General features: G+C 71.3%; 15 protein-coding genes and 1 pseudogene. All 16 read right to left on the reverse strand.

Annotation, left to right across the window (positions count from 1 at the left end; translation table 11 throughout):
* Positions 1-3: 3 nt before the first annotated feature.
* Positions 4-1,584, reverse strand: coding sequence for a GNAT family N-acetyltransferase (locus PV721_RS05810; protein WP_319721734.1), 1,581 nt, complete (start codon positions 1,582-1,584; stop codon positions 4-6).
* Positions 1,581-6,230: a condensation domain-containing protein gene (locus PV721_RS05815; protein WP_416371032.1), complete on the reverse strand. Its 4,650-nt coding sequence runs from the start codon at positions 6,228-6,230 to the stop codon at positions 1,581-1,583. The genes PV721_RS05810 and PV721_RS05815 overlap by 4 nt, the downstream gene beginning before the upstream one ends.
* On the reverse strand, positions 6,113-10,537 hold the full coding sequence (locus PV721_RS05820) for an amino acid adenylation domain-containing protein (protein ID WP_319721736.1): 4,425 nt from the start codon (positions 10,535-10,537) through the stop codon (positions 6,113-6,115). The genes PV721_RS05815 and PV721_RS05820 overlap by 118 nt, the downstream gene beginning before the upstream one ends.
* Complete coding sequence (locus PV721_RS05825) at positions 10,534-11,391, reverse strand: hypothetical protein (protein WP_319721737.1); 858 nt, start codon at positions 11,389-11,391, stop codon at positions 10,534-10,536. The genes PV721_RS05820 and PV721_RS05825 overlap by 4 nt, the downstream gene beginning before the upstream one ends.
* Complete coding sequence (locus PV721_RS05830) at positions 11,391-12,638, reverse strand: tryptophan 2,3-dioxygenase (RefSeq protein WP_319721738.1); 1,248 nt, start codon at positions 12,636-12,638, stop codon at positions 11,391-11,393. The genes PV721_RS05825 and PV721_RS05830 overlap by 1 nt, the downstream gene beginning before the upstream one ends.
* 226 nt (positions 12,639-12,864) lie before the next feature.
* Positions 12,865-13,584: a 4'-phosphopantetheinyl transferase family protein gene (locus PV721_RS05835; protein WP_319721739.1), complete on the reverse strand. Its 720-nt coding sequence runs from the start codon at positions 13,582-13,584 to the stop codon at positions 12,865-12,867.
* On the reverse strand, positions 13,581-15,992 hold the full coding sequence (locus PV721_RS05840; RefSeq protein ID WP_319721740.1) for an amino acid adenylation domain-containing protein: 2,412 nt from the start codon (positions 15,990-15,992) through the stop codon (positions 13,581-13,583). Before PV721_RS05840 ends, PV721_RS05835 begins: the two co-directional genes overlap by 4 nt.
* The gene (locus PV721_RS05845; protein ID WP_319721741.1) at positions 15,989-19,267 is read right to left on the reverse strand and encodes an AMP-binding protein; all 3,279 of its coding nucleotides are present in this window, start codon (positions 19,265-19,267) and stop codon (positions 15,989-15,991) included. The genes PV721_RS05840 and PV721_RS05845 overlap by 4 nt, the downstream gene beginning before the upstream one ends.
* The gene (locus PV721_RS05850) at positions 19,264-20,001 is read right to left on the reverse strand and encodes a GNAT family N-acetyltransferase (RefSeq protein WP_319721742.1); all 738 of its coding nucleotides are present in this window, start codon (positions 19,999-20,001) and stop codon (positions 19,264-19,266) included. The genes PV721_RS05845 and PV721_RS05850 overlap by 4 nt, the downstream gene beginning before the upstream one ends.
* Before the next feature lie 197 nt (positions 20,002-20,198).
* Positions 20,199-20,492, reverse strand: a complete 294-nt coding sequence (locus PV721_RS05855) for a phosphopantetheine-binding protein (protein WP_319721743.1) — start codon at positions 20,490-20,492, stop codon at positions 20,199-20,201.
* 729 nt (positions 20,493-21,221) lie between these two features.
* Positions 21,222-21,554, reverse strand: a complete 333-nt coding sequence (locus PV721_RS05860; RefSeq protein WP_319721744.1) for a hypothetical protein — start codon at positions 21,552-21,554, stop codon at positions 21,222-21,224.
* 294 nt (positions 21,555-21,848) lie between these two features.
* A complete protein-coding gene (locus PV721_RS05865; RefSeq protein ID WP_319721745.1) occupies positions 21,849-22,727 on the reverse strand; it encodes a helix-turn-helix transcriptional regulator in 879 nt (292 codons plus the stop codon).
* 769 nt (positions 22,728-23,496) lie between these two features.
* Positions 23,497-23,898, reverse strand: coding sequence for an SsgA family sporulation/cell division regulator (locus tag PV721_RS05870; protein ID WP_319721746.1), 402 nt, complete (start codon positions 23,896-23,898; stop codon positions 23,497-23,499).
* Between the two features lie 144 nt (positions 23,899-24,042).
* On the reverse strand, positions 24,043-24,741 hold the full coding sequence (locus tag PV721_RS05875) for a DUF6766 family protein (RefSeq protein ID WP_319721747.1): 699 nt from the start codon (positions 24,739-24,741) through the stop codon (positions 24,043-24,045).
* Positions 24,742-24,822: 81 nt separating this feature from the next.
* Positions 24,823-25,338: a hypothetical protein gene (locus tag PV721_RS05880; protein ID WP_319721748.1), complete on the reverse strand. Its 516-nt coding sequence runs from the start codon at positions 25,336-25,338 to the stop codon at positions 24,823-24,825.
* Positions 25,339-25,490: 152 nt separating this feature from the next.
* Positions 25,491-25,750: pseudogene (locus PV721_RS05885) on the reverse strand (NAD(P)/FAD-dependent oxidoreductase); the annotation flags it as partial.

The following is a 25,750-nucleotide window of genomic DNA, read 5'->3' on the forward strand; positions in this document are numbered from 1 at the left end:
GGTTCAGGACTGGGCGGTGGCGGTGTCGATGCTGAGCCGCCAGATCGTCCTGCCGTCCTTGCGGTCGAAGCCGAACCGGGGAAGGGCCTCCGCGAGTTCGACCTGGCCCTTCTCCTCCACGATGGCGGTCACCGTGATGCGTTCGCGGTCCGCCCAGCGGGCCGCCGAGGCCAGCAGCGCGTCCGGCACGCCGTCGCCGGCGCACTCGGTGAGCGCCTGGGCGTCCACCAGGTTCACGGCGCCGTCCTGGACCGAGTCCGACGCGAGCCAGCCGACGGGGCGCCCGTCCTTGCGGCAGGCGAGCAGCAGGCCGTCGCCGTCTTTGAGGACGATCTGGCGAACCGTCTCCGGCTCCAGCCTCAGCTTCACGCCTCCGGGCAGCACGACCTGGGAGAAGGTCACCACCGCGAGGGCGACGAGCTCCTCGACGGCCGCGGCGTCGCTCCTGTCCACGTGCTCGACGGTCAGGTGGGCGGGAGCTTCGGCGGTCGGGGCGTCGGGCGTCCGCTTCCTCACGCCGTGCAGGCCGATCACCTCGAAGCCGTGCTTGCGCACCCAGGCGCCGGAGATCCCGTCCTCGTCGGCGGTGGCGGCGACCAGGCCGGTCTTGCCCTCGTCGCGGGCGAAGACACGGGCCTCGGCGAGCAGGCGCGAGGCAAGGCCGCGGCGTGCGGCCTCCGGGCGCACCACGATGTCCAGGAAGTGGTTGTCCTGGTCGTCGACGCCCTTCAGGCCGCCGCACTGGACGAACGCCAGCGTGTGGCCGTCCTCGCGGATCGCCCGGATCATCGGGTCGGTCCCGGGCGCGAAAGCCAGCTCGTGGCGCCGGCCGCTCGACAGGCGCGCCTCGATCACCCCGGCGATCAGGGCGCGGCCCTCGTCGTCGAGGTCGAGAGGCTCGGAAACGGGCGCGAGGTCCGCCGGGCCGAGGACGAAGCGCTCGATGTCCTCGTCACGGGAGACGTGCTGGAAGCCCGTCCGGGTCAGCACGCCCTGGGAGGGCGTGTTGGCGGCCATCGTGCGACCTACCACCTGGTCGACCCCCGGCTGCGAGAAGGCCCAGCGGACGAGCTCGGTCAGGGCCTCGGTCGCGTAGCCCGCGCCGCGGCAGGACTCCGCGAGGCCGAATCCGACTTCGACGGCACCGCCGCTCGGCGGCGCGTGGAAGCCCATCTCGCCGATGACCAGGCCGTCCGATGCGCGGACGAGCTGGTACATGCCGAACCCGGGCCTCATCTGGTCGGCGGTCCGGCGCCCGAAGCCCCCGGCGGCGAACTTGCTGCCGGGCAGCGGGTAGCCGGCTATCCAGTCGTCGGAGGTGGCGTTCTCGTCGAGCAGCACGGCCACCTGGGCGGGCGTCAGCTCCCGGAGGGTGAGGCGCTCCGTCGTGAGCGAGTTGGTCTGCGGTTCGAGGACCTCGCGCACCGACAGCGGCGTCAGGTCCGTCCACTCGCCCTCGATGTGGCTGAGGCACTCCTCCTTGCCGCCCTGGAAGCCGGTCGGCTTCCAGCCGTCGGGCAGCTCTCGCCCGACCGGCCAGGTCGAGTACTGGCCCTCGTCGTTGGTGACGACGTCATAGATCACTGTGCTGCTCCAAACGCATTCGGGTTGTCGAGGTGAGTGGCGAAGTCCCAGAGCCGCGACTTCGGGAAGAAACCTGTTTCGATGCCGTGGCCCAGAAGGGTGCGCAGCAGGGCCGCGTCGGGCTCGGGGCAGCGCAGATCACCCAGGGCGTCCGCCGTGGCCTGCGCGTCGTACTCGACCATGGTCGGCACGGGCTTGACGAACTGGGCCAGGAACGCATAGGCGTTGGCGTCGATGGCGTCGGCTCCCGGCCGTCCCAGCCACTCCCCCACCGCCTCCGGGGCTGCGGGGATCACGGCATAGCCGAGGTCGCGGAGGATCGCCACGAGGTCGGGCGAGGGGAGCCTCACCGGGTTGCAGATGTGGAAGGTACGGCCCGAGTGGGCCGGGTTCCGGGAGAGCTCCAGGATGGCGTCGGCCGCGAAATCGACGGGGGTCAGGTCCATGCCCCACCCCGGTGCCGAGGGGACGAGGCCACAGCTGAGGATCACCCGCAGGATCTGGTACATCATGTTCGCGCTCGGATCGGGAAGGAAGGTGCCGGTCCGGGTGTTGCCGACCAGCGTGCCCACGCGGTGCACCGTCGCGTCCAGCCCGTCGGCGATCGCCTTCCTGACGACGAGTTCGGCCTCGTACTTCGACCGGGCGTAGGGGCTGTCGAAGGCCTCGCCCCGGTCGAAGTCATCCTCCCGCAGGGTCACCAGGGGTCCGTCGCCGGGCGCGGGACCGACGGCGGCCAGCGTGGACATGTGGGCCATGCGCCAGCCGCGGGCCAGGGCCAGGTGGGCGAGCATGGCGGTCGGGACGATGTTGTTCGTGGAGTAGTGGTCATCGCGGCCGTAGTGGCGCACCTCGGCCGCCGCGTGGATGACCTCCCGGACGCCTTCGGTGGCAGCCGCCAGCTCTTCGGGGCTGATCGTGCCGAGGTCGCCCTCGATGATCCGTACTCGGCCCGGCAGTTCGGAAAGAACGTCCGGCACGTAGTACTCGACCACCTTCGCCAGCCGGACCATCGCCGGGACGTCCCCGCTCCGCCGCACCACGCACGCCACCGGACGGCCGGGCTCGCGCAGCAGCGCGGCCAGCACGTGCGCGCCCAGGAATCCCGTCGCACCGGTGAGGAGGACCTCACCGCCGTCGGCCGGCGTCGCCGTCGTGTGCCGGACCGGGCGCGCCACGGGCGCCGCCTCGACGTGCCCGGCCGTCTCCCGGACGGGGGCCACGGGCACCTCCGCGTCCAGTTCCGCCAGACGGGCGGCGAACTGCTCCACGGTCGGGTACGCGAAGAAGTCCTGGATGGTGGTGTCGGGGTAACGCTCCTGGATCTCGACCAGGCAGGCCAACACCTGCAGGGAGTGACCGCCGATCTCGAAGAAGTCGTCCTCGGCGCCCTTGACCTCGGCCTGCAGCGTTTCGGACCACAGGTCCGCGACATAGCGTTCGAGGTCGCTGAACGGCCGGTCGCCGCCTCTCGTCATGCTCACGCCTTCCGTCGTGCCGGCCTTCGCCGCGGACGTCTCGGATTCGGGCAGGGACGGCCGGATGCCGGGATCGGCCACCACGGCTTCCAGCAGCCGCGTGTAGTCGGCGCCCCACTGCCGGATCGTCACCTCGTCGAAGAGCGCCGGATCGTATTCCAGGTCCAGGTGCAGACCGCCGTCGGCAGTCGGGGTGACGTACAGGGTCAGGTCGAACTTGGCGCCGATGCCGGGCAGTTCCACCGGGCGGCTGGGCATGCCGTCGAAAGCGGGCAGGGGGAAGTCCACCGGCATCGCGAACATCACCGAGAACAGCGGGGTGCGGCCGGGGTGCCGCTTCGGATTCAGCTCGGCGACCAGTCTGTCGAACGGGAACGCCGAGTGCCGGATCCCGTCCAGTACCACCGCGCTCACGGTCTTCGCCAGGGAGGCGAACGAGTCGTCGTGGCCGAGCACCACCCTGAGCACCAGGGTGTTCAGCATCAGTCCGAAGGCCCGCTGCGACGCCTCCGTGGACCGGCTGGTGACCGGTGTCGCGATCGTCATGTCGTCGGCGCCGCTGTGGTGGCGCAGCAGGACCGCGTAGGCGGCCAGCATGGTGCTGAAGGGGGTGGCGTTCAGCTCGGCGGACAGGGCCCGGATCCGTGACGCCAGTTCGGGGTCCAGGTCGCAGCCCCAGATCGCGCCGGCGCCCGCCCGCACGTCGGGCCGGGGACGGTCGGTGGGAAGGGGCACCAGGTCCGGCGCACCCTCGAGCTGTTCCCGCCAGTAGGCGCTGCTCTGCGTCGTGTCGTTCTGCTCGGCCCGCTCCAGTTCGGCGAGGACGTCGTGGAACTGGTGCGCGTTGGCCCGGGCGGGCGTGTGGTCCCCCGCCCGTCGGCGGTGGTAGTCCGCCGCCAGGTCCTCGACCATGATGCCCATGGACGTCGCGTCGGTCACCGCGTGGTGCACCGTGATCACCATCAGGCTCCGCGCCGGGCCGAGGACCAGCGTGGCGCGCACGGGCGGCTCGGCGAAGCAGCGCAGGGGAGGTTCGCCCAGCTCGCGCACCCATTCCCGTACGTCGTCGTCCCCGGTCAGCGGGCGGAGCGTTCCCCGCTCAGATCCGAGGGCCGTGTCGAGGACGGAGAGCTCCACCCCCGGCTCGCCGAGGATCTCGGTCTCGAACTGTCCGCCCTTCTGGTGGAACACGGTGCGCAGACCGGAGTGACGGCGCTGGGCGTCGGTGAAGGCCCCGCCCATCGCGGCCGGATCCACCCGGCCGGCGATGTCCACCGCGAGCGTGACGTTGTGCTGGTTGGAATCGTCCTGCATCAGGTCCACGAACAGCATCCGCTGCTGGGCCAGGGACGGCGGGTACGAGGCCACCACCGTCGAGGCCACCACCGTCGAGGCCACCACCGTCGAGGCGGCGGCCGGAGGCGGGGGCGTGGAGGAGGGCTGTCCCGCGTGGTCGGGCAGCAACGCGAGCATTGCCGCGAAGGTCCCGGCGTCCAGCAGGTCTCCCAGTCCGGGTGCGGTGCCCAGTTCCGCTTCGAGCCGCTGCCGGAGCCGCAGCAGGGCCAGCGAGTCTCCGCCGGCCTCGACGAACGAGGCGCACTCGTCGGGGGTGACGGCCAGCAGGTCGGTCCAGATGCCTTCGAGCACGTCACGCGCAACGGGCCGGGGAGAGGTCGGCGCGACGGCCCGAGCCGGGCTCGTGCTCGTGCTCGGCTTCGGTGCCGGTCGCTCCGAGTGGACCCGCCGGTCGAATCCGTAGCCCGGCAGGTGGATCCTGCGCCCGGACGCGCCGCCGGTGAGGTCGGCGGGGACGCCCAGGCACCATGCCTGCGCCGCGGCTCCCGCCACGGCGACGGCCGCGTCGCGCTCACGGTCGAGCGTCGCAACCAGGGCCGGCGGGTCGGCCAGCTGCCCGGCGAGCTGGAGGAGCGTGGGGTGCGCGCCGATCTCCACGAGGACGGTCGGCGTTCCCGCGGTGCACGCCTGGGACAGGGCATTCCAGAACTCCACCGGCTGGAGCAGGTGCTCCCGCCAGTGCGCGGCGTCGGGCGCCGCGTCCATCGGGCCGGCGGCGCAGCTGATCCACGCGGCGGAGGTGGGCCCCGACCAGGTGATCGCGTCCGCTGCCCGGTGGAAGTCGTCCGCCATCGGGGCGAGGAGCGGGGAGTGGAACGCGTGCGAGACCGGCAGCCGGCGCGTCCGCACGCCCTCGCCGCCCAGCAGCTCCTCGATCCTCTCCAGGGACCGCCGGTCACCGCTCAGCACCAGGTCCCGGGGGCTGTTGACCGCGGCGATGGCGACCAGGGGTTCGTCAGCCGCCAGAGCGGCCACCCTTGCGGTGTCCCAGGCGGAACCGGGGCGGCACCGGACCGACAGCATGGTGCCGGGCTCCGTCTTCTCGACCATCAGCCTGCCGCGCTCGGCGACCAGCACGAGGGCGTCCTCCTCGGACACCCCTCCCGCGACGGCCGCGGCGGCGAACTCGCCCACGCTGTGCCCCAGGACCGCATCGGGACGGATGCCGTACCGAGCGAGCACGCGCACCAGACCGAACTGGACGGCGAGCAGCGCGGGGGCCGCGACGTCGGTGCGGCCGAGCTGAGCCGCCCTGCCCGCGTCGAACAGGCAGTCCAGGAGCGGATACGGCATCACACCGTCCAGCAGCGCGTGAGCCCGGTCGATCCACGCGCGGAACTCGGGGTAGGCGGCGTACGCGCCCGCGGCCATGCCGGTGTACTGGCCTCCCTGACCGGTGAAGGCGAAGACCGTACGGCACTCGCCTTCGGCGGCCACGCCCGTCCGGACGCCGGCCGAGGGGGCCTTCGGGTTCCGGAGCAGGGCCGCGGCGGATTCCGTGTCGTCGGCGATCACGGCGAGCCGGTGCTCGAACCTCTCCCGACCGTGGACGAGCGTGTGCGCCGCGTCCCCCAGGCCGGTCCCCCACCGGTCTTCCAGAAAGTCCGCGAGACCGGTCGAGGTGTGCGACAAGGCCGTTGCGCCCCGCGCGGAGAGGGGAAGGATGAAGGGCGGTGCAACCCTGTTCTGAACAGTCACTGATGGGTCCCCCCAGTCGGCTCGGTGAATTCCTCCACGAGCACGCAGGCATTGGTGCCGCCGATTCCGAACGAACTCACTCCGGCGAGCCGCGGTGTGTCCCCGGCCGGCCATTCCTCGTTCGCGGTCAGCAGGCGAAGGCTCCCGTTCTGCGTGAGTTCCTCGATCGGCCGGCCGGAATTGACCGTGCCCGGAAGGACCTTCTCCCCCAGCGCGTAGACCGCGGTGAGCAGGCCGGCGATACCGGCCGCCGTGTTGCAGTGGCCGATCGCGGACTTGACCGAGCTGACGGGCAGCGGAGCGGCCCGCTCCCCGACGACCTCGCCCAGCGCCGTCGCCTCCACCGCGTCTCCCAGCCGGGTGCCCGTGCCGTGGGTCTCGACGAATCCGAGGTGGCCGGCATCGCGGCCCGCGAACCGCAGCGCGTTCCGGAACACGCCCACCTGGCCGTCCGTTCCGGGCGCGGTGTAACCGGCCTTCCGGTTGCCGTCGTTGTTGATCGCCGAGCCGACGATCGTGGCGTGGATCGGATCCCCGTCACGGAGCGCGTCGGAGAGCCTCTTGAGCAGGACGACGCCGGCGCCGTCCCCGCCCACCGTTCCGGTGGCCCGGACGTCGAAGGGCCGGCACACGCCGTCGGTGGCGTAGATCATGCCCGGCTCGTAGACGTACCCGCCGTCCGCCGGGTCGGCGATCGACACCCCTCCTGCGAAGGCGTAGTCGCTGGCGCCGGACCGCAGGCTCGCGCAGGCCAGGTGAACGGCCACCAGGGAGGTCGAGCAGGCCGTGTCGACCATGACGCTCTCGCCCTCGAAATCGTGGCGGTAGGAGTACCGGGTGGCGGCGAAGGAGGGCCGGGAGGAGAAGGCCTGGGAGAGCCCTTCCGCGAGGGAGCCCTCGCCGAGCGGTTCCTGTGCCTCGGTCTCCGCGCAGCCCGCGTAGATGCTGGTGCGTCCCCGCAGCTGGTCCAACGTGACCGCGGCGTTCTCCATGGCCGCCCACAGGCATTCGTGGAGCAGCGCGTGCTGCGGGTCGGTCGCTCGCGCCTCGACCGGAGACAGCCGGAACAGCTCGGCGTCGAACGCGCGTGCCGTGTCGAGCAGGCCCCAGCGATCGATGCGCAGCCGGCCGTCGCCGAGCGCGACCGCCGGCGTGCCCGCGCCCGCGACGCAGTCGCGCGCGTCCCGCAGGTTGTCCCAGAAGGCGTACACGTCCGGCGCGAGGGCGAAGCGTCCGGCGACGCCGATGATGGCGATCGGCTCTTCGGCGGCGGCGGGTCCTGCGGCCGGGGCGGCATGGGCCCGTCCGTCCGGGCTCCCCAGCCGCGCCGCCTGGGCGCGGACGGTGGTGAACCTGAGCAGTTCGGCGACGCTCAGCTCCAGACCGGCGTGCCTCTTCAGCATGGCCTGCAGGCGCACCAGCAGCAGCGAATGGCCGCCGGCCTCGAAGAAGTTGACGTCGTCGTCCGGCGGGACCTCGCCGAGCACCTCGCACCACGCGGCGCGCACCGCGTCGAGGCCGCGCTGTGCGACCACCGTGCGGACGCCGGCCGGGCGTGCCCCGGACCGGCGGTGCGGAGCGGGCAGCCGGCGCCAGTCGACCTTGCCGTTGGCGTTGAGCGGGAGTTCGTCCAGTTCCGCCCAGGCGGTCGGCACGGCGAAGTCCGGGAGGACCGATCCCATCCGGGATCGCACGTCCTGCCAGGTGCCGCCCGACTGCATGACCAGGTAGGCCGCGATCTCCTTCTCGTCCCGGGGATTGCGCCAGGTCGTGACGTGGCAGGCGCGGACCGCGGGATCGGCGAGCAGAGCCGACCGGATCTCTCCGAGCTCGATGCGCTGACTGCGGATCTTGACCTGCTCGTCCATGCGCCCGACGAACTCGATCTCACCGCCGGGCAGGCGGCGGACCCGGTCGCCCGTTCGGTAGAGCCGGCGGCCCGGCCGGCCGCTGAACGGATCCGGCACGAAGGCCTCGGCCGTACGGCGCGGGTCGCCGAGATAGCCCCGGGCGAGGCCGACGCCGCCCAGCAGCAACTCGCCGGGGCATCCCACGGGAGCGAGGTCGAAGGTCCCCTCGTGGACGACGTACGCCTCCGTTCCCGGGACGCAGCGGCCGATCGAGAGCGTGCGGCTCCCGTCCTCCACCGCGTCGACCTTGGTGAACATGGACGTGAAGGAGTTCTCGGTCGGGCCGTAGCCGTGCAGCAGCACGCCGGGACCGCACCACTTCACGGCGCGCGCCACCTGCGGGACGGCGGCCGTGTCACCGCCGAAGACCATCACCCGGAGGTGTTGGAAGAGGTCGGGAGCCTCGGTGACGAGGTTGTGGAACAGGGGGGTGGTGACCATGAGCATGGTGACGCCGTGTTCCGCGATGGCGTCGCGCAGCTCGGCGGGTGAGAGCGCCAGCTCCCGGTCGAGGATCACGAGGCGTGCGCCGTGGGTCAGCGCACCCCAGATCTCGTAGGTCGCGCCGTCGAAGTTCAACGGGGACAAGTGGGCGATCCTGTCGTCCGGTTCGAGCCGGACGTAGCCGTCGCCCTGCATCAGCCGGGAGACGCCCAGGTGCGACAGCATCACGCCCTTGGGCCGTCCGGTCGATCCGGAGGTGTAGAGCACGTTGAGGAGCATGTCGGGGTGGAGCCCGACGGCGGGCGGGACGGCCGGCAGGCCGGAGGCTGCGGCTCTCACGTCGGCGACGGAATGCGCCGGGTGGCCGAGGCGCGAGAGGCGCTCCACGCCCTCGGGCGAGGTGAGGACCCGGCGGACGCCGGAGTCCCGGAGGATCGAGTGGAGCTTCTCGTCGGGGTACCCGGGCTCCAGCGGAAGGTACGCCTTGCCCGCCAGGGCGATGCCGAGGAACGCGACGACGGCGTCGATGCCCTCGGAGAGCAGGACCGCCACGAGTTCCTCGGACTCCTGGCCGGAACACGAGGCGTGGTGATCGTCCTGAAGGAGCCATCGGGCGACCTGAGCCGAGGCCGCGACCAGCTCACCGTAGGTCAGCGACTCCGTGCCGTGGATCACCGCGATGCGGTCCGGATCGGACGTCGCGGCGTCGACGACCATCTCCGGCGGCGTCCTGGTCGGGTGGGGGGCCCGGGCCCCGGCGCCGCCCGCGGTGGCGGCGACGGCGTCGGATTCCAGCAGGAGGGCGCCCATGCCCGTCGAGGGACTCGCCGCGGCGGCGAGGAGGAGGCCGAGGAGCTGGTCGAGCATCGCCCGGGCGGTCGACTGCCGGTAGATGCCGGCGTCGTAGTCCAGCGTCAGCGTGAGGCCGCCGTTGTCTTCGGCCACCATCAGGGCGACGTCGTGTTTCACGGCGCCCAGCCGCACATCGACCCGTGTGACGGTCGTACCGGAACACAGGCGTCTGACGTCGGGCTTGGTGCGGTGCGTGAATGTGGCCCGGAAGGTGGGGTACCGCTGTCCCCTCGCCGCGAGCTCCGCACGGAGGGTGCCGGTGTCCACGCCCGAATGCTCGAAGGACTCGATCACCTGGCCGCGGACGGCCATCAGGTGGTCGATCCACGGGGTCTCCGGGGCGAAGGACGATCTCACCGGGAGTACGCGTGCGACGAGGCCGACCGTGTCGTCACCGCCCGAACCGAACCTTCCGCTGAACGGGATGCCCAGGAGGCCTTCGGACTGGCCGCTCCACTGGTGGAGGACCGCGGTCCACGCCGCGAGGACCCCGATCGCCGGGGAGACGAGGGCGGACTCGAAGTGCGCCCTGAGGGCCGACACCGACTCGCCGGTGATCGAGGCCTCTTCGCATCCCGCGGACGAGGGCCGCACGCCCCGGACCAGGTCGGGCAGGGGCTCCAGCATCTCGGACGAATCGTGGAGGAGGCCGAGCCAGTAGGCGAGGTCCTCCGCCGGCTGCCCGCTCGGCTCCTCGCCGTCCTGCCGGCTCTCCTCCTCGGCCCCGCCCGACCGCGGCTCGATCGCCTGCTCGTAGAACGAGCAGAGGTCGTCCACGAGGAGATCGACCGAAGCGGCGTCGAGAACGATGTGGTGGCCCGTCATGACCAGCACGGCTCCACCGGGCTCCAGCAGGAGATCGGACCGCAGGAGGCCGGGCGTCGTCATGTCGAGGGGCCGGAGTCCCACCTGCTCGGCCCAGGCCGTCCTGCGCACGTCGTCGAGGTCCTCACCGGATCGGACGACCCTGAGGGAGGGCTCGACGCGCGCGGCGACGATCTGCTCCACCGCGCCGTCGTCGTCCGTCCGGAACGACGAACGCAGTGCCGGATGACGCTCGTACAGTCGCACGAGCGCCGCTCGTACGGCCGTTTCGTCGACCCGGCCCCGGAACGTCAGGCAGATGGGAACGTTGTAGCGGGGGGATTCCGGTTCCTGGCTGGCGGCCAGCCAGAGGTCGAGCTGCTCGGCTCCGGCGGTGACGACGTTGCTCATATCTGCGTGGTCCGGTCCGGGGTCGCCTGCCGGTAGGCGTCGTCGACGCTCTTCCACAGGAGCGGGAAGACGGACCGCTCGGACAGCCGCTCGAGCTCGTTCACGGGTTCACCGCGCAGACTGGTCGGGCCTTCTGCGGCGGCGGCCGCGGCCGCAGGAGTCGACTCGGCACGCGCCGCCGGGTGACCGCCCAGGTGCTGACGGACCAGACGCAGGTGAAGCTGGTTCCACTCCATGAGCTTGCAGTCGAGCGCGTGGAGTCCGGTCTGTACCGTCGAAAGCCCGCTCAGCCACGCGGCGGGTGCGGTGCCGCCCTCCCGCGCGAACTCCTCGATCAGGTCCTTGGAGGTCACGTCGTTCCGCTGCATGGCGGCTTCGAACGACTTCCACACCGCCCGGCAGACCCGGCGCAGGTTGCGTCCGCCCGGCGAGTCCAGGCCGCTCGTGTTGGCCGGAAGGTGGTCGCGCATGCGCAGGAAGCTGGCCTGGGGCAGGTGGTCCATCAGAATCCGGACGCACTGGACGGGCAGCTCCGCCAGTCCGTTCGTCCGGGCGATGAGCCGAGCGGCCAGCCCGAAGTCGTCGTTGTCGAGGGCCCCGGCCACGCGCCCCAGCTCGTGGTGCATCGAGCACCACACGTACTCGTTGACCAGGTGGACGATCTGGAACATCCGGTGATCGGAGTTGATCAGTTCGGCCTCGGGGACCAGCGCGGCCATCGCGAGGGTGATCCGGGTGTCCATCTCGTAGTTGCTGCCGCGGTCGTACTCGAAACGCAGGAGCGGGTTGGGCTCGCTGGGGTTGAGAACCGCCTTGGCCTCGCCGGGCCGGCCTTCTTCGATGCGTCGTGCCATTAGTACGTAGTCTCCTCAGCTCGGCGGAACAGCTTGTTGTCGATGACGGATCTCAAATAGGGGGTGCCCTCGGTGTAGCCCGTGCCGCTGACCGAACCGATCATGCGGACGGCCAACCGGTAGTGGGTCCGCTTCCAGCGCTGGTGGACGGCTTCGATCTGCGCCATCGCCCGGGTCAGGCGGGCTTCGACCTCTGCGTCGTGAGCACCGCTGGCGATCAGGGCGTCCGCGGCTCCGCGCACGGTGGTCATGCTCTGCAGGACGCGGCCGCGCACCTCGGGGACGGACTGGAAGGCTGGGGACTCCACGCGCGCCCGCGGGGGCGTACCGCACAGGGCTTCGAACGTCTTGTAGTTGACCGACTGGATGGCGCTGGCGCCCTCGGTGAACTTCCTGAAGAACTCGAACGACTCGCGCTGCATCGTGGCGAGCAGGGAGAAGAGCGGAAGCCCGTGACTCAGCACGCGGGCGATCGATGAAAGCAGCAGAAGAGCCTCTTCCGCTTCCCGGGCTTCGAGCCTGAGAATTGCCTCGGATGCCAGTCTCGCCAGGTGCTCGAATATCGACTCGAAGGACTGGAGCACTCGGATGAAGAGATATTCATCGTGAATGATGTAGACCGGCAGAAGGGTCTGCTCCAGCCTGGGAGTCATCCCGGGCGGCGCTCCTTCGAGTACGTCGACGAGCTGATCGTATCGCTCCCGGAGGGAGGATACCTTCGGCGTGATGGGTTTGGCGCTCAGCCGGTCCATTTCGGTTGCGACACGGAGCCCGTGTCGCAGCCTTTTTTCCACGGCTTCCCGGGCGGGCCGCATGCACGGCAGCTGGGAGCGATGTCCGAGGGCCGCCCCGCATTCGAATGCCAGAGCATCGTAGAGAAGGAACGCGATGCGGGTGGCGACCTCGTCCTCGAAATCTGGAAGTGGCCCTGCGTTCTGCGGCCGCAGCAGGTCAAGGGCCGTGTAGGTCGTGTAGTCGTAGGTCCCGTCGTGCTTGTCCAGCACCACGGACAGGAATCGACGCAGGTGTTCGCGGCTTGCGTCGTCGCCGACGATCTCGGATTGGCCGGCGCGAACCCGGACGAGCTCCTCGACGACGGGCGTCGCGAGAAAGTGCTTGCCGACGGATCTGATGTAGCGCACGACCCTGGAGGAGGGAAATTCGCCGGCCACCGGCGACTGCCGCCAAGAATCAAGCTCCATCAGCAAGAGTCCGGGGAGGCCGAGTTCTCCTTCGTCGAAATGCATAAAGAATCCCCCGTGCATGGTCTTGCAGCGACAAGAGTGTCAGGTGAGTTCCTGGGAAAATCCCCGGTGGGCGACGCGGGAGATGACACGCTCGTGAGCGGGGCATCGCACCATCAGTGCGGGGTTCCTTGATCAGTTCAACCTAACTATGTTGACCGAGATCGGCTCTGTCAACCTTTTTCTGAATTAATTCAGGAGCGGCAGGAATAAATTCCGATGCCGTTTCCTACGGCAGCGCAACGTGCAAGCCGATGGTCGGTGGACGTGGCGAATGCACGGCCAGGGCAGCCGCGTGCTCGTCGTCCACGGGCAGGTCGACGAGCCGCCACCCGGGGATCGGCGCCCCGGTGTCGTCCTGGGCGAGGTCTCGGCCCAGGCCGGTGCCGATGCCCTTGAGATACGCCTCCTTGCGCGCCCACACGCGGGCGAACGCGGCTCCTCGCTCGGCGAGCGGCACGGCCTCGACCGCGGCACGCTCCGCCGGGTGCAGGGCGCGGACCACGTCCGTGACCGTCGTGCCGCCCGGGATGCCTTCCACATCGACGCCGACCGTCAGCTCTGCGACGGCGACCAGCACCCGCTGCCCGCAGTGGGAGAGGGAGAACCGCGTCCGCGCGGAGGGCGCGGCCAGCACGGGCCGCCCGTGCGGCCCCGCGCAGACCGGGCAGGGATCGCGCCCGAACCGCACCTCGTACGGCTCGACGTCGAGCCGCGCCGCCAGGATCCGCCGCAGGGCGACATGCGCGAAGCCGTAGCGGACACGATCCTCGGAGCGCCGGAACGCCTTCATGCGCCGGCGTTCCTCCGCGTCGAGCACGGACAGGTCGAAGGCGTCGAGTTCCCGGGCCGCCGGCACACGCATCGACCAGATGCGGACCTGCTCGTCATGGTCACCGCCGTCGACGGGCCCGGGACCCTTCGCCCGGGTCAGGACCGGCCCGGTCACCGGGACCCGCCGGTGGTGTTCCCCGGACCGGCGTCCGCGAGAAGCCGATCCCTGGCGATCTTGCCGGTGGGGCCGACGGGGAAGGAGGGGACGTCGGTGAGACGGCTGGGCAGCATGTACGCGGGAAGGAGGCCGCCGAGAGCCGCCAGAACCTCGTCCGGTGTCACGGCCGGAGCACCGTCGGCCGCCGTCCGCTCCGGGATGTAGAACGCTGCCAACTCCCGCCCGTGCGCGGTCTCCGGGGCGAGGACGACAGCGGACTTGACCCCCGGACATCGGGTCAGCGCCGCTTGTACCTCGCCCAGTTCGATGCGGTATCCCCGGACCTTCACCTGGTCGTCGAGACGGCCGAGGAATTCGAGGTTCCCGTCCGGCAGCCAACGGGCCCGGTCGCCGGTGCGGTACATCCTGGCCTCGGCCCCGTCCGGGGCTCCCCCGGGAACGAACGGGTCCGGCAGGAAGCGCGCGGCCGTGAGCCGGGGAGCGCCTGCGTAGCCCAGGGCCACACAGGTGCCGGCGATGTAGAGGTCGCCGGGAACCCCGATCGGGCAGGGCTCCATCCCGGCATCGAGCACGTAGTACCGGGCGTTCTGCATGGGACGGCCGTACGGGACGCTCGGCCAGGCGGGGTCCACCTCCTCGACCGCGAAACGGTTCGACCAGACGGCGCACTCGGTCGCGCCGCCCAGCGCCACCACCTGCGCTCCGGGAAACGCGCTGCGGATCTCGTCCGGCAGGGTCACCGGGATCCAGTCACCGCTGAGCATGACGAGCCGCAGGTCGCCGCGTCCCTCCGGGTCACGGCATTCCAGGAACGGCATCACATGGGCCATCGCCGCGGGAGCGGAGTCCCAGATGGTGATCGGCTCCTGTTCGAGGAGGTCCACCAGGGCGTCCGGTTCCGTCAGTGCTCCGTCCGGAACCACCCGGACCGAGCCGCCCGCGGCCAGCACGCCGAACATGTCGTACACCGACAGGTCGAAGCAGAACGAGGTGACGAACAGCAGCCGGTCCGTGTCACCCACGTCGTGGACGCGGTTGATCCAGTCGATGAGGTTGACCACGGCCCGGTGGTCGACCATGACGCCCTTGGGCGCTCCCGTCGATCCGGAAGTGAAGATGACGTACGCGATGTCCTGCGGAGCGGGCTCGCTCGGTGCCGGCACGGTCGGGCGCCGGTCGACGTGCCATCCGGTCCAGGAACGCAGCGCGCGCAGTCCGTTGTCCTCGGGGATCCGGGCCGGGACGGTGATCACCACGTCGTAGCGCGCGGCCAGGTCGGCGGGCCACTGCGCCCCGTCACGGTCGAGCACCCGGACCACGGCCCCGGGGACGGCTCTGCCCACGGCCGCGAAGAACGACCGGGGCACGCTGAGACCGGCGTGCCCGCCCAGCTCGGGGTCGACGAGATCGGCGAGCACGACGGAACCGCCCGCGGCCAGCCTCGGCACCACGTCCGACAGGACGCGCACCAGGTAGTCCATGTCGGGGAAGAACTGGACGGTGCTCGCGAGCACCACGAGGTCCACCGGCTGGTCGAGGGCGGTCGCGGCCTCGTGGGCGAACAGCGTGGCGCCGGCGAGCGGGAAGCCCGCCCGGGCGGCCCGGTCCTGTACGGCCGCCACGGCGGAGGCGGCCGGGTCGACGGCGGTGTACCGCGCGGCGTGCGGCGCGAGGGCTTGCGTGATCAGCCCCGAACCGCAGCCGATCTCCAGGACCGCCCCTCCGGTGGGCAGCGCCTCCCGGGCCAGTCGTACGACATGGTCCCGGTAGGCCGCCACGTCGTCCGGGGTGTAGACGTCGCCGGAGGTGCCGATGTTGAAGCCGGCGGCCTGCAGGGGGTCCGGCAGCTCCGCCACGTAGTTCCAGAGGTCGCCGACCGCCTCCTCGTCGAACGAGTCCGCCCAGGTGTCCTCGGTCGTGAGGTCGTGCACCACGACGTGCCGCAGGGTGGGAACGTCCCAGCGGATCACTCCGACGGTGGGGAGCTGGTCGCGCGAGGTGAGCAGGGCGCTGACGCCGAGACCGGCGAGGAGCGACCGGATCCGGGACTGCGGCCACCGGATGTCCAGCGGCACGTAGGTGGCACCCGCTTTGAGCACGGCGAGGAGGCTGACCACGGCCTCCGCCGACCGGGTGGACAGCAGGCCGACGTGGGAGCCCCTGCCGATGCCCAGACTGCGCAGGTGGTTGGCCAACCGCTCGGCCCGCTGGTCGAGTTCGGCGTGCGTCAGGGTGCGGGTACCGGCGAGGAGGGCCGGGCGGTCGGGCACCCGGCGCGCCGCCTCGCGGAGGAGGGCGGGGAGGGTGGCCTCCCGGTCGAAGGGGCGAACGGTGTCGTTCCAGGCGGCCGGGGGCAGGTCCCGCTGCCCCACGGGGCTGGGCGCGGCTTCTTCGAGGGGGTTCATTCGGTGATGTCGCTTTCTGCGGGACAGGGAGGCGTGAACGGGGCGTCCAGTGCGCCGAGCAGCGCGTCGAGCCGCTCCCGCAGCGCTCGGGCCGTGGCGGCGGGGAAGGCCGCGGCGCGGAACTGCACCGTGCCCGCGACCGCGGCGTCGGTGGCGTGGGCCGGCCAGAGTTCCCAGGTGAGCTCGAAGCCGCCGTCGCCGGGCGGAGTCGGCGCGGGGCGCGAGAGCGCGGGCGGCAGGGTCAGGACGGCGTCGGCATCCGTCTGGTAGGCCAGGCAGACCTGTACGAGCGGCATCCGGTGACCGCGGTCCCCGCCGACCGCCGCGACGATGTCGTTGAACGGCAGCTCGTCGCGCAGGGCCCGCAGGAAGCGTTCCTGGAGCATCGGCACGAGCGAGAGCGGGTCCGTTCCCGGCTCGGTGTCGACGCGCACGGGGAGGGTGTTCACGCAGAACCCCACCGTGCGGTCGAGCCTGGGGTCCGACCTGCCCGCGACCGGTACGGCCACGCAGAACCGGCGCGCGCCGGTGATGTCGGACACCGCCTGCGCGAACACCGCCAGCAGCACGACGGCCGGGGTCGCGGCCACCGAGCGGGCGATGTCGCGTACTGCGGCGACGGGCCCGGCCGCGACGGGCGCCTCGATGACGCCCACGTCCTCGCCGGGGGCTGCCGTGCCCCCGGTGGCTGTGCCCGTCGCGGGCGGCGCGGTCCGCGGCACGTCCTGGACGCCGGCGAGTTCCTCGCGCCACGCCCGGTCGCGCCGCTCCCGTTCGGCGGGGTCGGCCACGGCCGCCTCCGCCCTGTGCCAGGACGCGTACCCGACGGCCTCCGCCGGCAGGACGGGGGCGGACCCGCGGGAGCGTGCCTCGTAGGCGGAGCGCAGGTCCTCGACGATGACCGGGAGGGACCAGCTGTCGACCGCGATGTGGTGCACGGCCAGCACGGCGGTGGCTCGTCCCGGCGCGTCCGGGTCGTGCAGCACGGTGAGCCGCAGCACGGGGCCCGTGGTGAGGTCCACCGGGGCGGCGGCGACCGCTCGGGCCCGCGCCGGCACGTCCGCCGCGGCGATCCGGACCTCGTCCAGCGGCGGAACGCCACCGGGCGGCAGGATCCGCTGGAACGGAACGCCGTCGTCGTCGTCGAAGTAGACCGTCCGGAGCGTCGGATGGCAGTCGATCACATCGCCCAGGGCGGCGCGCAGCGCCGGGAGGTCCAGCGGTCCTTCGATCGCGGTCGTGCGGTGGACCAGGTTCTGCGGGCATCCCGGGGCGAGCTGCTCGGTGAGCCAGATCCGGATCTGGCCCGCGGACAGCGGCGACTCCGCGGTCCCGTTCCCTTCCTCCTCGCTCGGCGCGGCATCGGCTGCCCGGGGCAGCCCGCTGATGCGCGCCGCGAGTTCCGAGACCCGCGGGGCCGACAGCACGTCGGCCGCCGTGACCCGGCGGCCCGTGCCGAGCGTGAGCCGGTGCGCGATCCGGACGGCGGCCAGGGAATCGCCGCCGGAGTGGATCAGGTGCGTGTCCGCCCATGCCCGCGGTGCGCCCAGGACGGCGGCGAACACGGCTGCCACCGCCTCCTCTTCCGGGCCCCGCGCGGGCGTCGAACCGCTCAGCGCGGTGGCCTGGCGGGCGGCGCGGCGTTCCAGCTCCGGGTAGTCGGTCTTGCCCGAGTTGTTGCGCGGGTACGCGTCGAGCCGGCCGATCCACCGCGGCGCCAGGGGCCCGGGCAGCAGCGAGGTCAGCCTCTCCCGCAGCGCCGCGACGTCCAGCCCCTCGGCGCCGGTGACCCAGGCGGCGAGCCCGACGGGCCGCTCCTGCGCATCGCGCAGCGGAACCACGGCGGCGTCGTGCACGCCGGGCTCGCGACGCAGCGCGGCCTCGGTCTCCGCCGGCTCGACGCGGACGCCCCGGATCTTGAGCTGGCGGTCTGCACGGCCGCGGTACCAGAGGACTCCGTCCTCGTCGAGGACCCCGAGGTCGCCGGTCCGGTAGAGCCGGACGCGGGTGCCCTCGGGCAGACCGGTGATCTCCGTCGGGAGCACCGACTCGACGAAGCGCTCGGCCGTCTGTCCCGGGTCGCCGAGGTACTCGCGGACGAGTCCGGGTCCGCCCAGTACGATCTCGCCGATCTCGCCCCGGTCCGCGACGCCTCCGTCCTCCCGGGTCACGATCACGAGGGTGCCGGGCACCGCCGTGCCGATGGGCACGTCGACGGCGTCCTTGAGGGCCGTCGCGTCGTGGACGCGCACCGCCGTGGCCAGGATGGTGCACTCGACCGGCCCGTATCCGTTGACCAGGTGAAGCGCCGGGTGGGCCGTCAGCAGCCGTCGCGCGTGTTCCGTCGACATCCGCTCGCCCCCGGACATCACCTGGGCGATGCCGTCGAAGCACTGCGGGGCCTCGTCCACGAGGGTGTTCAGGAGTGACGGCGTGATCGTGAGCGTGTTGACGCCATGGACCCGCACCGCGTCGCGTAGGGCGGCGGGCGTGAGCGGGCCGGGAGCGCCGTAGGCCACCGACCCGCCGCTCAGCAGCGGCGCCCACGTCTCCATGGAGGCCAGGTCCCAGGCCACCGAGGACGTGCGCAGGGTGACGGTACGCGGACCGAAGTGCCCGATCGCGGCCTGGCCGGAGAAGAGGTCCGGGAGGTCGTCGAACGGCGCGACGGGCTCGCAGGAATAGGGGGTGGGCGTGAAGAGCCGCAGGGTCGCCGCGTGCGGTGACACGGCCCCCTTGGGCTCTCCGGTGGAGCCGGAGGTGAAGAAGACACAGGCCGGCGAGTCCGCCGAGCCGGCGGCGGGGACCGGTTCTCCGCTCCGGTCCGGCGCGAGGGCCGCGACGTCGGCCGGGACGCGCACGCTCACCCGTCCGGTCGGCGCGAGCGCCACGCCGTCTGCGACGAGCAGGACGGGCGCGTCGCACCGGTCGACGATCTGCTGGAGCCGCCCGGCCGGCCAGTCCACGGGCAGCGCCGCGTATGCCGCACCGGTCTTGAGCACGGCCAGAAGTACAGCGGGCAGTGCCGGACCGGGCGGAACCAGCACCGGTACGAAGTCGCCCTCCCCGATGCCCCGTTCCAGCAACGCGCCGGCGAGCCGGTTCGCCGCCGCGTCCAGTTCTCCGTAGCTGACGGTCAGACCGTCCCCGTACCGCAGGGCGACCGCGTCGGGATGCAGCGCGGCAGCGACGGCGACACCTGCGTGGATCGTTGCGGAGGGCGGGATGTCCTTGGGGTGCGAGAGCACGGCGCTCGGCCGGCGGTTCGCCGTCATGCGCCGCTCCGTCCGCCGTCGGCGACGGGACCGCGCCCGGCCGGACGCGACGCGGCCTCCTCGCGGTCTTCGGTCCCGAGCGCGTAGTGGAGCAGTTCCGCCTCTTCGGCGGTCCGTCGGAAGCCGACCCGCTGCAGTACGGCCTGCGACGCGGTGTTGTCCTTCAGCGTGCGCGCGACGACGGTGGTGACGCCAGGCTGGTCCAGCGCCCAGCGCGTCAGCTCATGGAGCGCACCGCTCGCGTACCCGGCGCCGCGGCCGGATTCCACGAGGCCGAAGCCCACCTCGACGGTGCCTTCCTGCGGCGGGGTGTGGAAGCCGATGTCGCCGATCACCCGGCCGTCGGCGCACCGTACGACCTGGTACATGCCGAAGCCCCGAACGTGCTGGTCCGCGGTCCGCTTCCCGAATCCGCCGGCGGCGGCGAGCGTCCCGGCGAAGGGGTAGCCGGGTGCCCAGGCCTCGTCCGACGCGTCGTCCCGGAGCAGCGCGGCAACCTGGTCGGCAGTCAGCTCCCGCAGGACGAACCGCTCGGTCGCCAGGACGTTCGGCGCGGCCGCGGACAGGTCCCACAGGGAGCGGGGGCGCATGTCGGTCCAGACCTCCGCGATGTGGCCGAGGCAGTCCTCCTCGGTGCCGGAGAATCCGGTGGCCTGCCAGCCGGAGGGAACGCCCACGGCGTGCGGCCACAGCGCGTGCTGGCCTTCACCGTTGGCGACGACGAGATGGGACATGGGGGTGACTCCAGGAAGAATAGGGGCGGTTCGCTGTTCGGGACGACGGGCCGAAGGCACTGGTCACGCTGTCGCCCGCGGGCGAGCCCACCCGGTGGCTCGTGGCGCCCGTGACGTGCCCGGCCGGTCGTGCGACGGCGGGTTCCGACGGGCGGTGCCGCCGCGACCGCCGCGCGCGTCGCACGGCGCCGTAGTGGTCAGGCCGTCGTCGTCTCCGGACGACCGGTGGTGTTCTGCCCGGACACCTGGGCGTACACGGCGCCTGCCAACTGCTCCACGGTGCGGTGGTCGAAGATCAGCTGCATGGAGAGCCGCATGCCGACCGAACGGCCGAGCCGTGCCATGACCTTGGACGCGAGCAGGGAGTGCCCGCCTGTCTCGAAGAAGCTGTCGCTGTCGCTGAAGTCGGAACGACCGAGGACCTCGGTCCAGATGGTCCGTACGCGCTCGGTGAGTTCGCCCGGCGTCATGTCCGCCATGTCGGTCTGCATCGGTAGCTGCTTCTTTCTCGGCTCGTGCCGGGAGTCATCAGTCGGTGGGTACCGCCCGCGCTCTTCCGGAGCGGAGCGGGGAGGGGGAGACCGGCCGTGCGCTTCGGCTCCGCGGTGCGCTCCCGGCGCAGGCCGGGGCGGAAGCATCCGTCGGACGGGGTGGCGGGGACGTACCCCTCACGCCCCGGGGCCGGCTCGAACGGGCGCACAACGCCCTGCCGATGTGGCGGGTTCCGGCCACCGAAACCCGTGCCCGAGGTACTCCGCGGTGCGAAATGCGCGGAGGCCGTTCCCTGCCGCAAGAGGAGACGGACGTCTTGAAATCGCCCTCAGCTCATCCGGTCGGCGAAAGGATCGGTCCGCAGGGAATCCCTTAGTCCCAGGCCCAGTTCCCGGGGGCCGCCACCACTTGCGCTTCCTCGTGGGCCACCGCAACCGGTGCCGCGGTCTCGTCGGGGAGCGCACCGCTGGCGAAAAGGACCGGAAGGGCGACCAGAAGGGAGAGAACAGCTGCCCGGAATACTCGGTTCATGCGGTCGTGCACGGATACCCCTCAAGAAATGCATGCCGGAACCACACGGGTAAGTGTGGAAGGCACAAGAAAAAATGGGCAGTTCTGCGTGATCGTCCGACGCAGTGCGCCGCCCCCCGTCCTGACTGATATTGGTCGCAGCCACTACCCGGTGTCGACGGTTCCGGATGGCCCATGTAGGCCATGGCACCAACCGGTCAGTTTGAGCCAGATTCGCGGAGGAAAGCCTCCGCGGCCGCCGAGACACCCAGCAGCAGGTCGGCCCCGTACGAGGACACTTTCCAGCCCGCGGACCATTCACGGTCGAGCCAGGCGTCCCATGCTGCAGCGGCCAGTCGTTCGGCGGCCCCGAGGTCAGCGGCGACCACGAAGGTCATGGCCACGACCTGCGAGGACAGCGGGACCAGGCTCACGTGGGCGACCCCGGGCTGGGGGTCGCCGAGGAGTCGGTCCCCGATGTCGGCGCTACCCGCCAGGCCGGTGGTTCGAGCGCCGTTCGGCGACTGCAGGAACACCTTGATGGCATACACAGGGCATACCATAGCCAGCCTTTGAGCACATCAAATGATTCCTGATACGGCCACCTCGTGCCATGGCATGAGGTGGCCATGGGGGCAGCCCCGATTGCTCCGGGATGAACGCCGGCGCATTCTCGCCGATATCAAGGGACTTCGACCGGAACACCCGACGGACCGACGGGCCCGGCTTCGCGGGCGTCACGCCCGGCATGCACCCCTCATCGATATCACAGCGACGCAACGGCGAACAAGCGCCGCACGTCCCCAGGACCCCGCGACGAGGTCCTCACCCATTGCGGCGGGTTGTCAGAGCCACCCTCGCCGTGCGGCCTGCACGCCCGCCTGGAAACGGCTTTCGGCGTTCAGTGTCCTGAGCAGGTCCGACATCAGGCGCCGGACCGTGCGGATGGACACCCCGAGCTTCCGTGCGATGACTTCGTCGGTGTGACCGTCCTCGAGCATCCTGAGCAGCGCCAGTTCGCGCTCGCTGGGCCCGTCGCAGTGGGGTGCGCAGGCTTCTCCCAGCGGGGTGGCACGCTCCCACGTCAGGTCGAAGAGCTGGTTGAGCGCGGAGACGATGCTGGTGAGCCGGATGACGAACGCCCCCTGCTCGCTCGCGTCCGGCTTCACCGGGAGCACGGCCACGGAGCGGTCGCAGAGGATGAGGCGCATCGGCAGCGAGGGCATGGTGCGCGTCTGGCCTCCCTGCTCGGCGAACCAGGTGGCGTACTCGACCGTTGCCGGGTCCTTGCGCACGGTCTCCAGGTAGATGGTCTGCATCCGGACGCCCCGCGCCAGGTTCTGCACGTCGAGGGGGCGTGACGCGTCCAGGGCCCCTTGACTGAGCGCCGGCCCCGGCATGAACGCGCGCACTTCAGAGGCGGCTCCCTGGGCGAGCTGGGCCAGATGGGAGCGCACCGCGTCCAGGCCCACGAGGCGCTCGACGCCCGCCACGTCGTTCTGCACGCGCCGGGCGGTGTACTCGGACGTCAGAGCCGTGAGCATCGCCCGGTCCCGCGACAGCCTGGCGCGGCGTTCGTCCAGTTCGGCTTCGAGATCCTGCAGCAGCGGAAGGAGCCCGAGCTCCGGACTGGCCGGCACGAGCGCTTCGGCTCCGGAGGCAGAGCGAAGGAGCGAGAACCGGGTCAGCCGGTCCAGCGTGTCGCGGACCTCGGACTCCCCCATGCCGAGATTCTGCCCAATGTCCGCCATATCCCAGCCGGGGTGGACGAGAAGCGCTCGATAAACGTCGTGGTCTCGATTCTCAAGGCCGATGCTCTCCAGCACTTACCGCTCCCCCTGTGGTCGTACCGCAGCGGGAACGCATGCAGTTCCCGAAGCGCGAGGCACAGCATACCCGCCTCTATGTGGAGGTCAACACAGATAGGCGAGGGTGGTGCGACGACCTCACTGGAGGCGCCCAGGACATTCTGGACTTTGCCGCGAACAGCATTTCAAACACAGCGGCCGTGAGGGGGTTCGACTAACCGCCACCATTTTCTTGACACCTGGCGGTCCGGTCGGCGGCCGGAGCGTTCCGGCCGTGGCAAAGAGCTCGAGACCGGGGCGGTACGACCGCGTGCGGAGCGCCAGCACACTCCTTCCCCGAGCCCGAGAGGCCCTGCCGCACCATGTCACCAGCCCCACGGATCCTTCACCTCCCCACCGGCGGAGCGCCTCCGCCGGTCACGCTCCGGCGCCCGGCAGGATCCCGCACGCCCCGCCGAAGGAGAAACAACCTTCGGTCCCGCTCCCCGCGTTCACACATCCACCGAATACACGTAATGACGTGTCCAGAGACGGATCCACCACTCAATTCCGCAATGGACCTGGGAAAGGGGCGACCACTCGACCGGGCGACGGCCGCGAAGCCATGCAACTCGCGTCACGGGGAACCGTTCCGCATTCACTGATCCGCATGCATCCACACCCACCTGCATGAGGAGGCTGAATATCAGCGGGCCAGGAATTCGTCGAGGAGCTTGTCGACGTCGAGGAACTCCTCCCCCGCGCCGATGACGGCGTACGTCTGCTCCAGGAAGCCGGTGAGCGCAGGGGCTTCCACGAAGAGGACGGCGCTTTCTTCCCCCTCCACGCCGGGACGCCGCAAAGCCACGCGGAGCTCGTCGGCTCCGGCTGCCCTGTGGGGGCCGAAGGTGACGTCACCCTCGCCCACGGGGCGCTGGAGTCCCTCGGCGAGCATCTGCCGGTCGAAGTGCCAACGGGCCAGGGCTGTGGGGCCGTCCAAGAACGTGGCCTGGACCACGTACGGGTCCTCGGCGTCATACGAGAATCGGGCAAGGAGCGGCACGCAGCCCCTCACCGCGTCGAGGCGGACAGCGATCAGAGCAGACACACAGGACATGGGGACGGGCCTCCGGGATGGGCTGCACGGTTGCACGGTTGCACGCGTCTGCCCCGCTTCACCCTGGCCACACCGCCCGAGCGGGTGATCGGCCGGAAAGGCCGCACGGCCTGGAGGGTTCATCCCCTTCGGCGCTCAGCCCTCCACTCCCGTAGCGGTGTGCGAGGCACCGACGGGCTTGGACTCCGGGGATCCGCGCTGGCGCAGGTATACCGAGAGGATGGCCATGGCCGCCACGGCCAGCAGTTCGGACTGCCAGTTCTGCAGCGAGCGGTTCCAGAAGTCGGCGGATGCCAGATAGGCATCCCAGGAGACGGGGGGTTGGAGCCGGCGCAGCTGCTGCTCGTTGTAGGCGGCCGTACCGGCGATGGACTGTGCGAGCCAGGACAGGAGGAACAGCAGGGCCATCACGGTACCCAGGGAGCGTGAGTACAGCTTCTGCCGCCAGTCCTTCGTACGTGCCCAGCGGGGCGAGTCGGCTCGGGCGTGGTCACCGATGCGCTGCTCCCGGTCGGATTCCGGCCCTGCCTTGCGGAGTTCTTTGGATTCGGGTGAGCCGCGCTGCAGGAGCCAGACGGTGCCGAAGATGTAGAGGAAGAACTGCAGGAACTCCGACTGCCAGTTCTCGCTGACGTCCACAGCGAAGTCGGACGACATCAGGTACTCCCCGATGGTCAGCTGCTGCAGCCCGTCGACGGCGAGGTCCTCGTTGAAGCCGGCGTGCCCGGCGAGTGCCTGGCCTGCCAGGACGAGCAGGAACGCGCCCCCGAAAGCCAGGGTGAGGCTGTTGTCCCGCCAGAATCCGCCCTTGCGGTGCTCCTGCCTTCCACTCAACGGTCCAGGGCTCCGATCGCGATGAAGTAGCTCAGGCCGCCGAGGATCGTCACCAGACAGGCAGCGAACAGGAACCGCACGTCAGCCACCCTTCAGCGAGCACCGGTAGGGCTGTTCGCCCTGGGGTGCGCAGTCCGCGGCAACCACCTTCCAGCCGTCGTCGAACTGCGACAGGAACAGCGTGTCCTTCTGCAGGCGCAGCAGCGCCTGCCGCCCGTGGACCTGCGTGCCGCGCACCTGGCCGGCTACCGGCAATTCCTGCCCGGGCAGCGCCGGGCCGCACGGCTTCTCCTCGTTCTCCTCGAGCTGCTGCCGGGTCTGCGGTGCCAGCAGCCCGCACGCCCGCGCGTAGTCCGCATCGGCGAGGGCCTGCTCGAAGGCTTCTCCGGCCTGCCTGGCTCCTTCCAGCCGGGGCGCAGTCGCCCCGCATCCGCACAGCACCGCCGCCACCGAGATGGTGACCACCGCCTTCATCGCCCGCCCGTGGTGTGGCACGCCGCGCCGGGACCCGCGGGCGTCAGCGCCGGTCACCTGGCGGCGGCTCTCGGTGCGGTGAGCGGATCGCACGGGGCCCCGCAGCAGCACGATCGCTTCCACGTCCGTCTCCTCCACCTTGGGTGCGGGTCGAGGCGACCGGGCACCGATGCCACCATCCCTCCGCGGATGCCGGGGTCCCCTGCTTGCGGCGCCGGACACGCAGGAGACCCCCCGCCCGGATCAGCGTCGGGGGGGAGCCTCGGCAGGTCGGTTCAGATCCGTTGGGCGCGGTGGAGGAGGCTGTGGAGTCCATGGGGTCGCAGGGCGGCTCGGGCGGCGTTCGCGCCCGGGGCGCCGTGGACGCCGCCACCGGGGTGAGCGGCCGCGGAGGCGAGGTAGAGGCCCTTGACCGGGGTCTCGGGCCGGCCGGTGCCGGGGGTGGGGCGGAAGATCGCCTGCTGGTGCAGGGCGGTGGTGCCGTTGTTGATGGCGCCGTTGCGGAGGTTCTCGTCCATGCTCTGGAGGGTGGTGG

Source organism: Streptomyces sp. MB09-01 (assembly GCF_033794505.1).
Classification (GTDB): domain Bacteria; phylum Actinomycetota; class Actinomycetes; order Streptomycetales; family Streptomycetaceae; genus Streptomyces.

Bases quoted from the DNA above. Each gene is read 5' to 3' on its own strand.
- PV721_RS05815 (WP_416371032.1), bottom strand. From the start codon at position 6,230: ATGGCCGGCCGGGGACACACCGCGGCTCGCCGGAGTGAGTTCGTTCGG.
- PV721_RS05820 (WP_319721736.1), bottom strand. From the start codon at position 10,537: ATGAGCAACGTCGTCACCGCCGGAGCCGAGCAGCTCGACCTCTGGCTG.
- PV721_RS05825 (WP_319721737.1), bottom strand. From the start codon at position 11,391: ATGGCACGACGCATCGAAGAAGGCCGGCCCGGCGAGGCCAAGGCGGTT.
- PV721_RS05830 (WP_319721738.1), bottom strand. From the start codon at position 12,638: ATGCATTTCGACGAAGGAGAACTCGGCCTCCCCGGACTCTTGCTGATG.
- PV721_RS05840 (WP_319721740.1), bottom strand. From the start codon at position 15,992: ATGAACCCCCTCGAAGAAGCCGCGCCCAGCCCCGTGGGGCAGCGGGAC.
- PV721_RS05845 (WP_319721741.1), bottom strand. From the start codon at position 19,267: ATGACGGCGAACCGCCGGCCGAGCGCCGTGCTCTCGCACCCCAAGGAC.
- PV721_RS05850 (WP_319721742.1), bottom strand. From the start codon at position 20,001: ATGTCCCATCTCGTCGTCGCCAACGGTGAAGGCCAGCACGCGCTGTGG.
- PV721_RS05855 (WP_319721743.1), bottom strand. From the start codon at position 20,492: ATGCAGACCGACATGGCGGACATGACGCCGGGCGAACTCACCGAGCGC.
- PV721_RS05865 (WP_319721745.1), bottom strand. From the start codon at position 22,727: ATGGGGGAGTCCGAGGTCCGCGACACGCTGGACCGGCTGACCCGGTTC.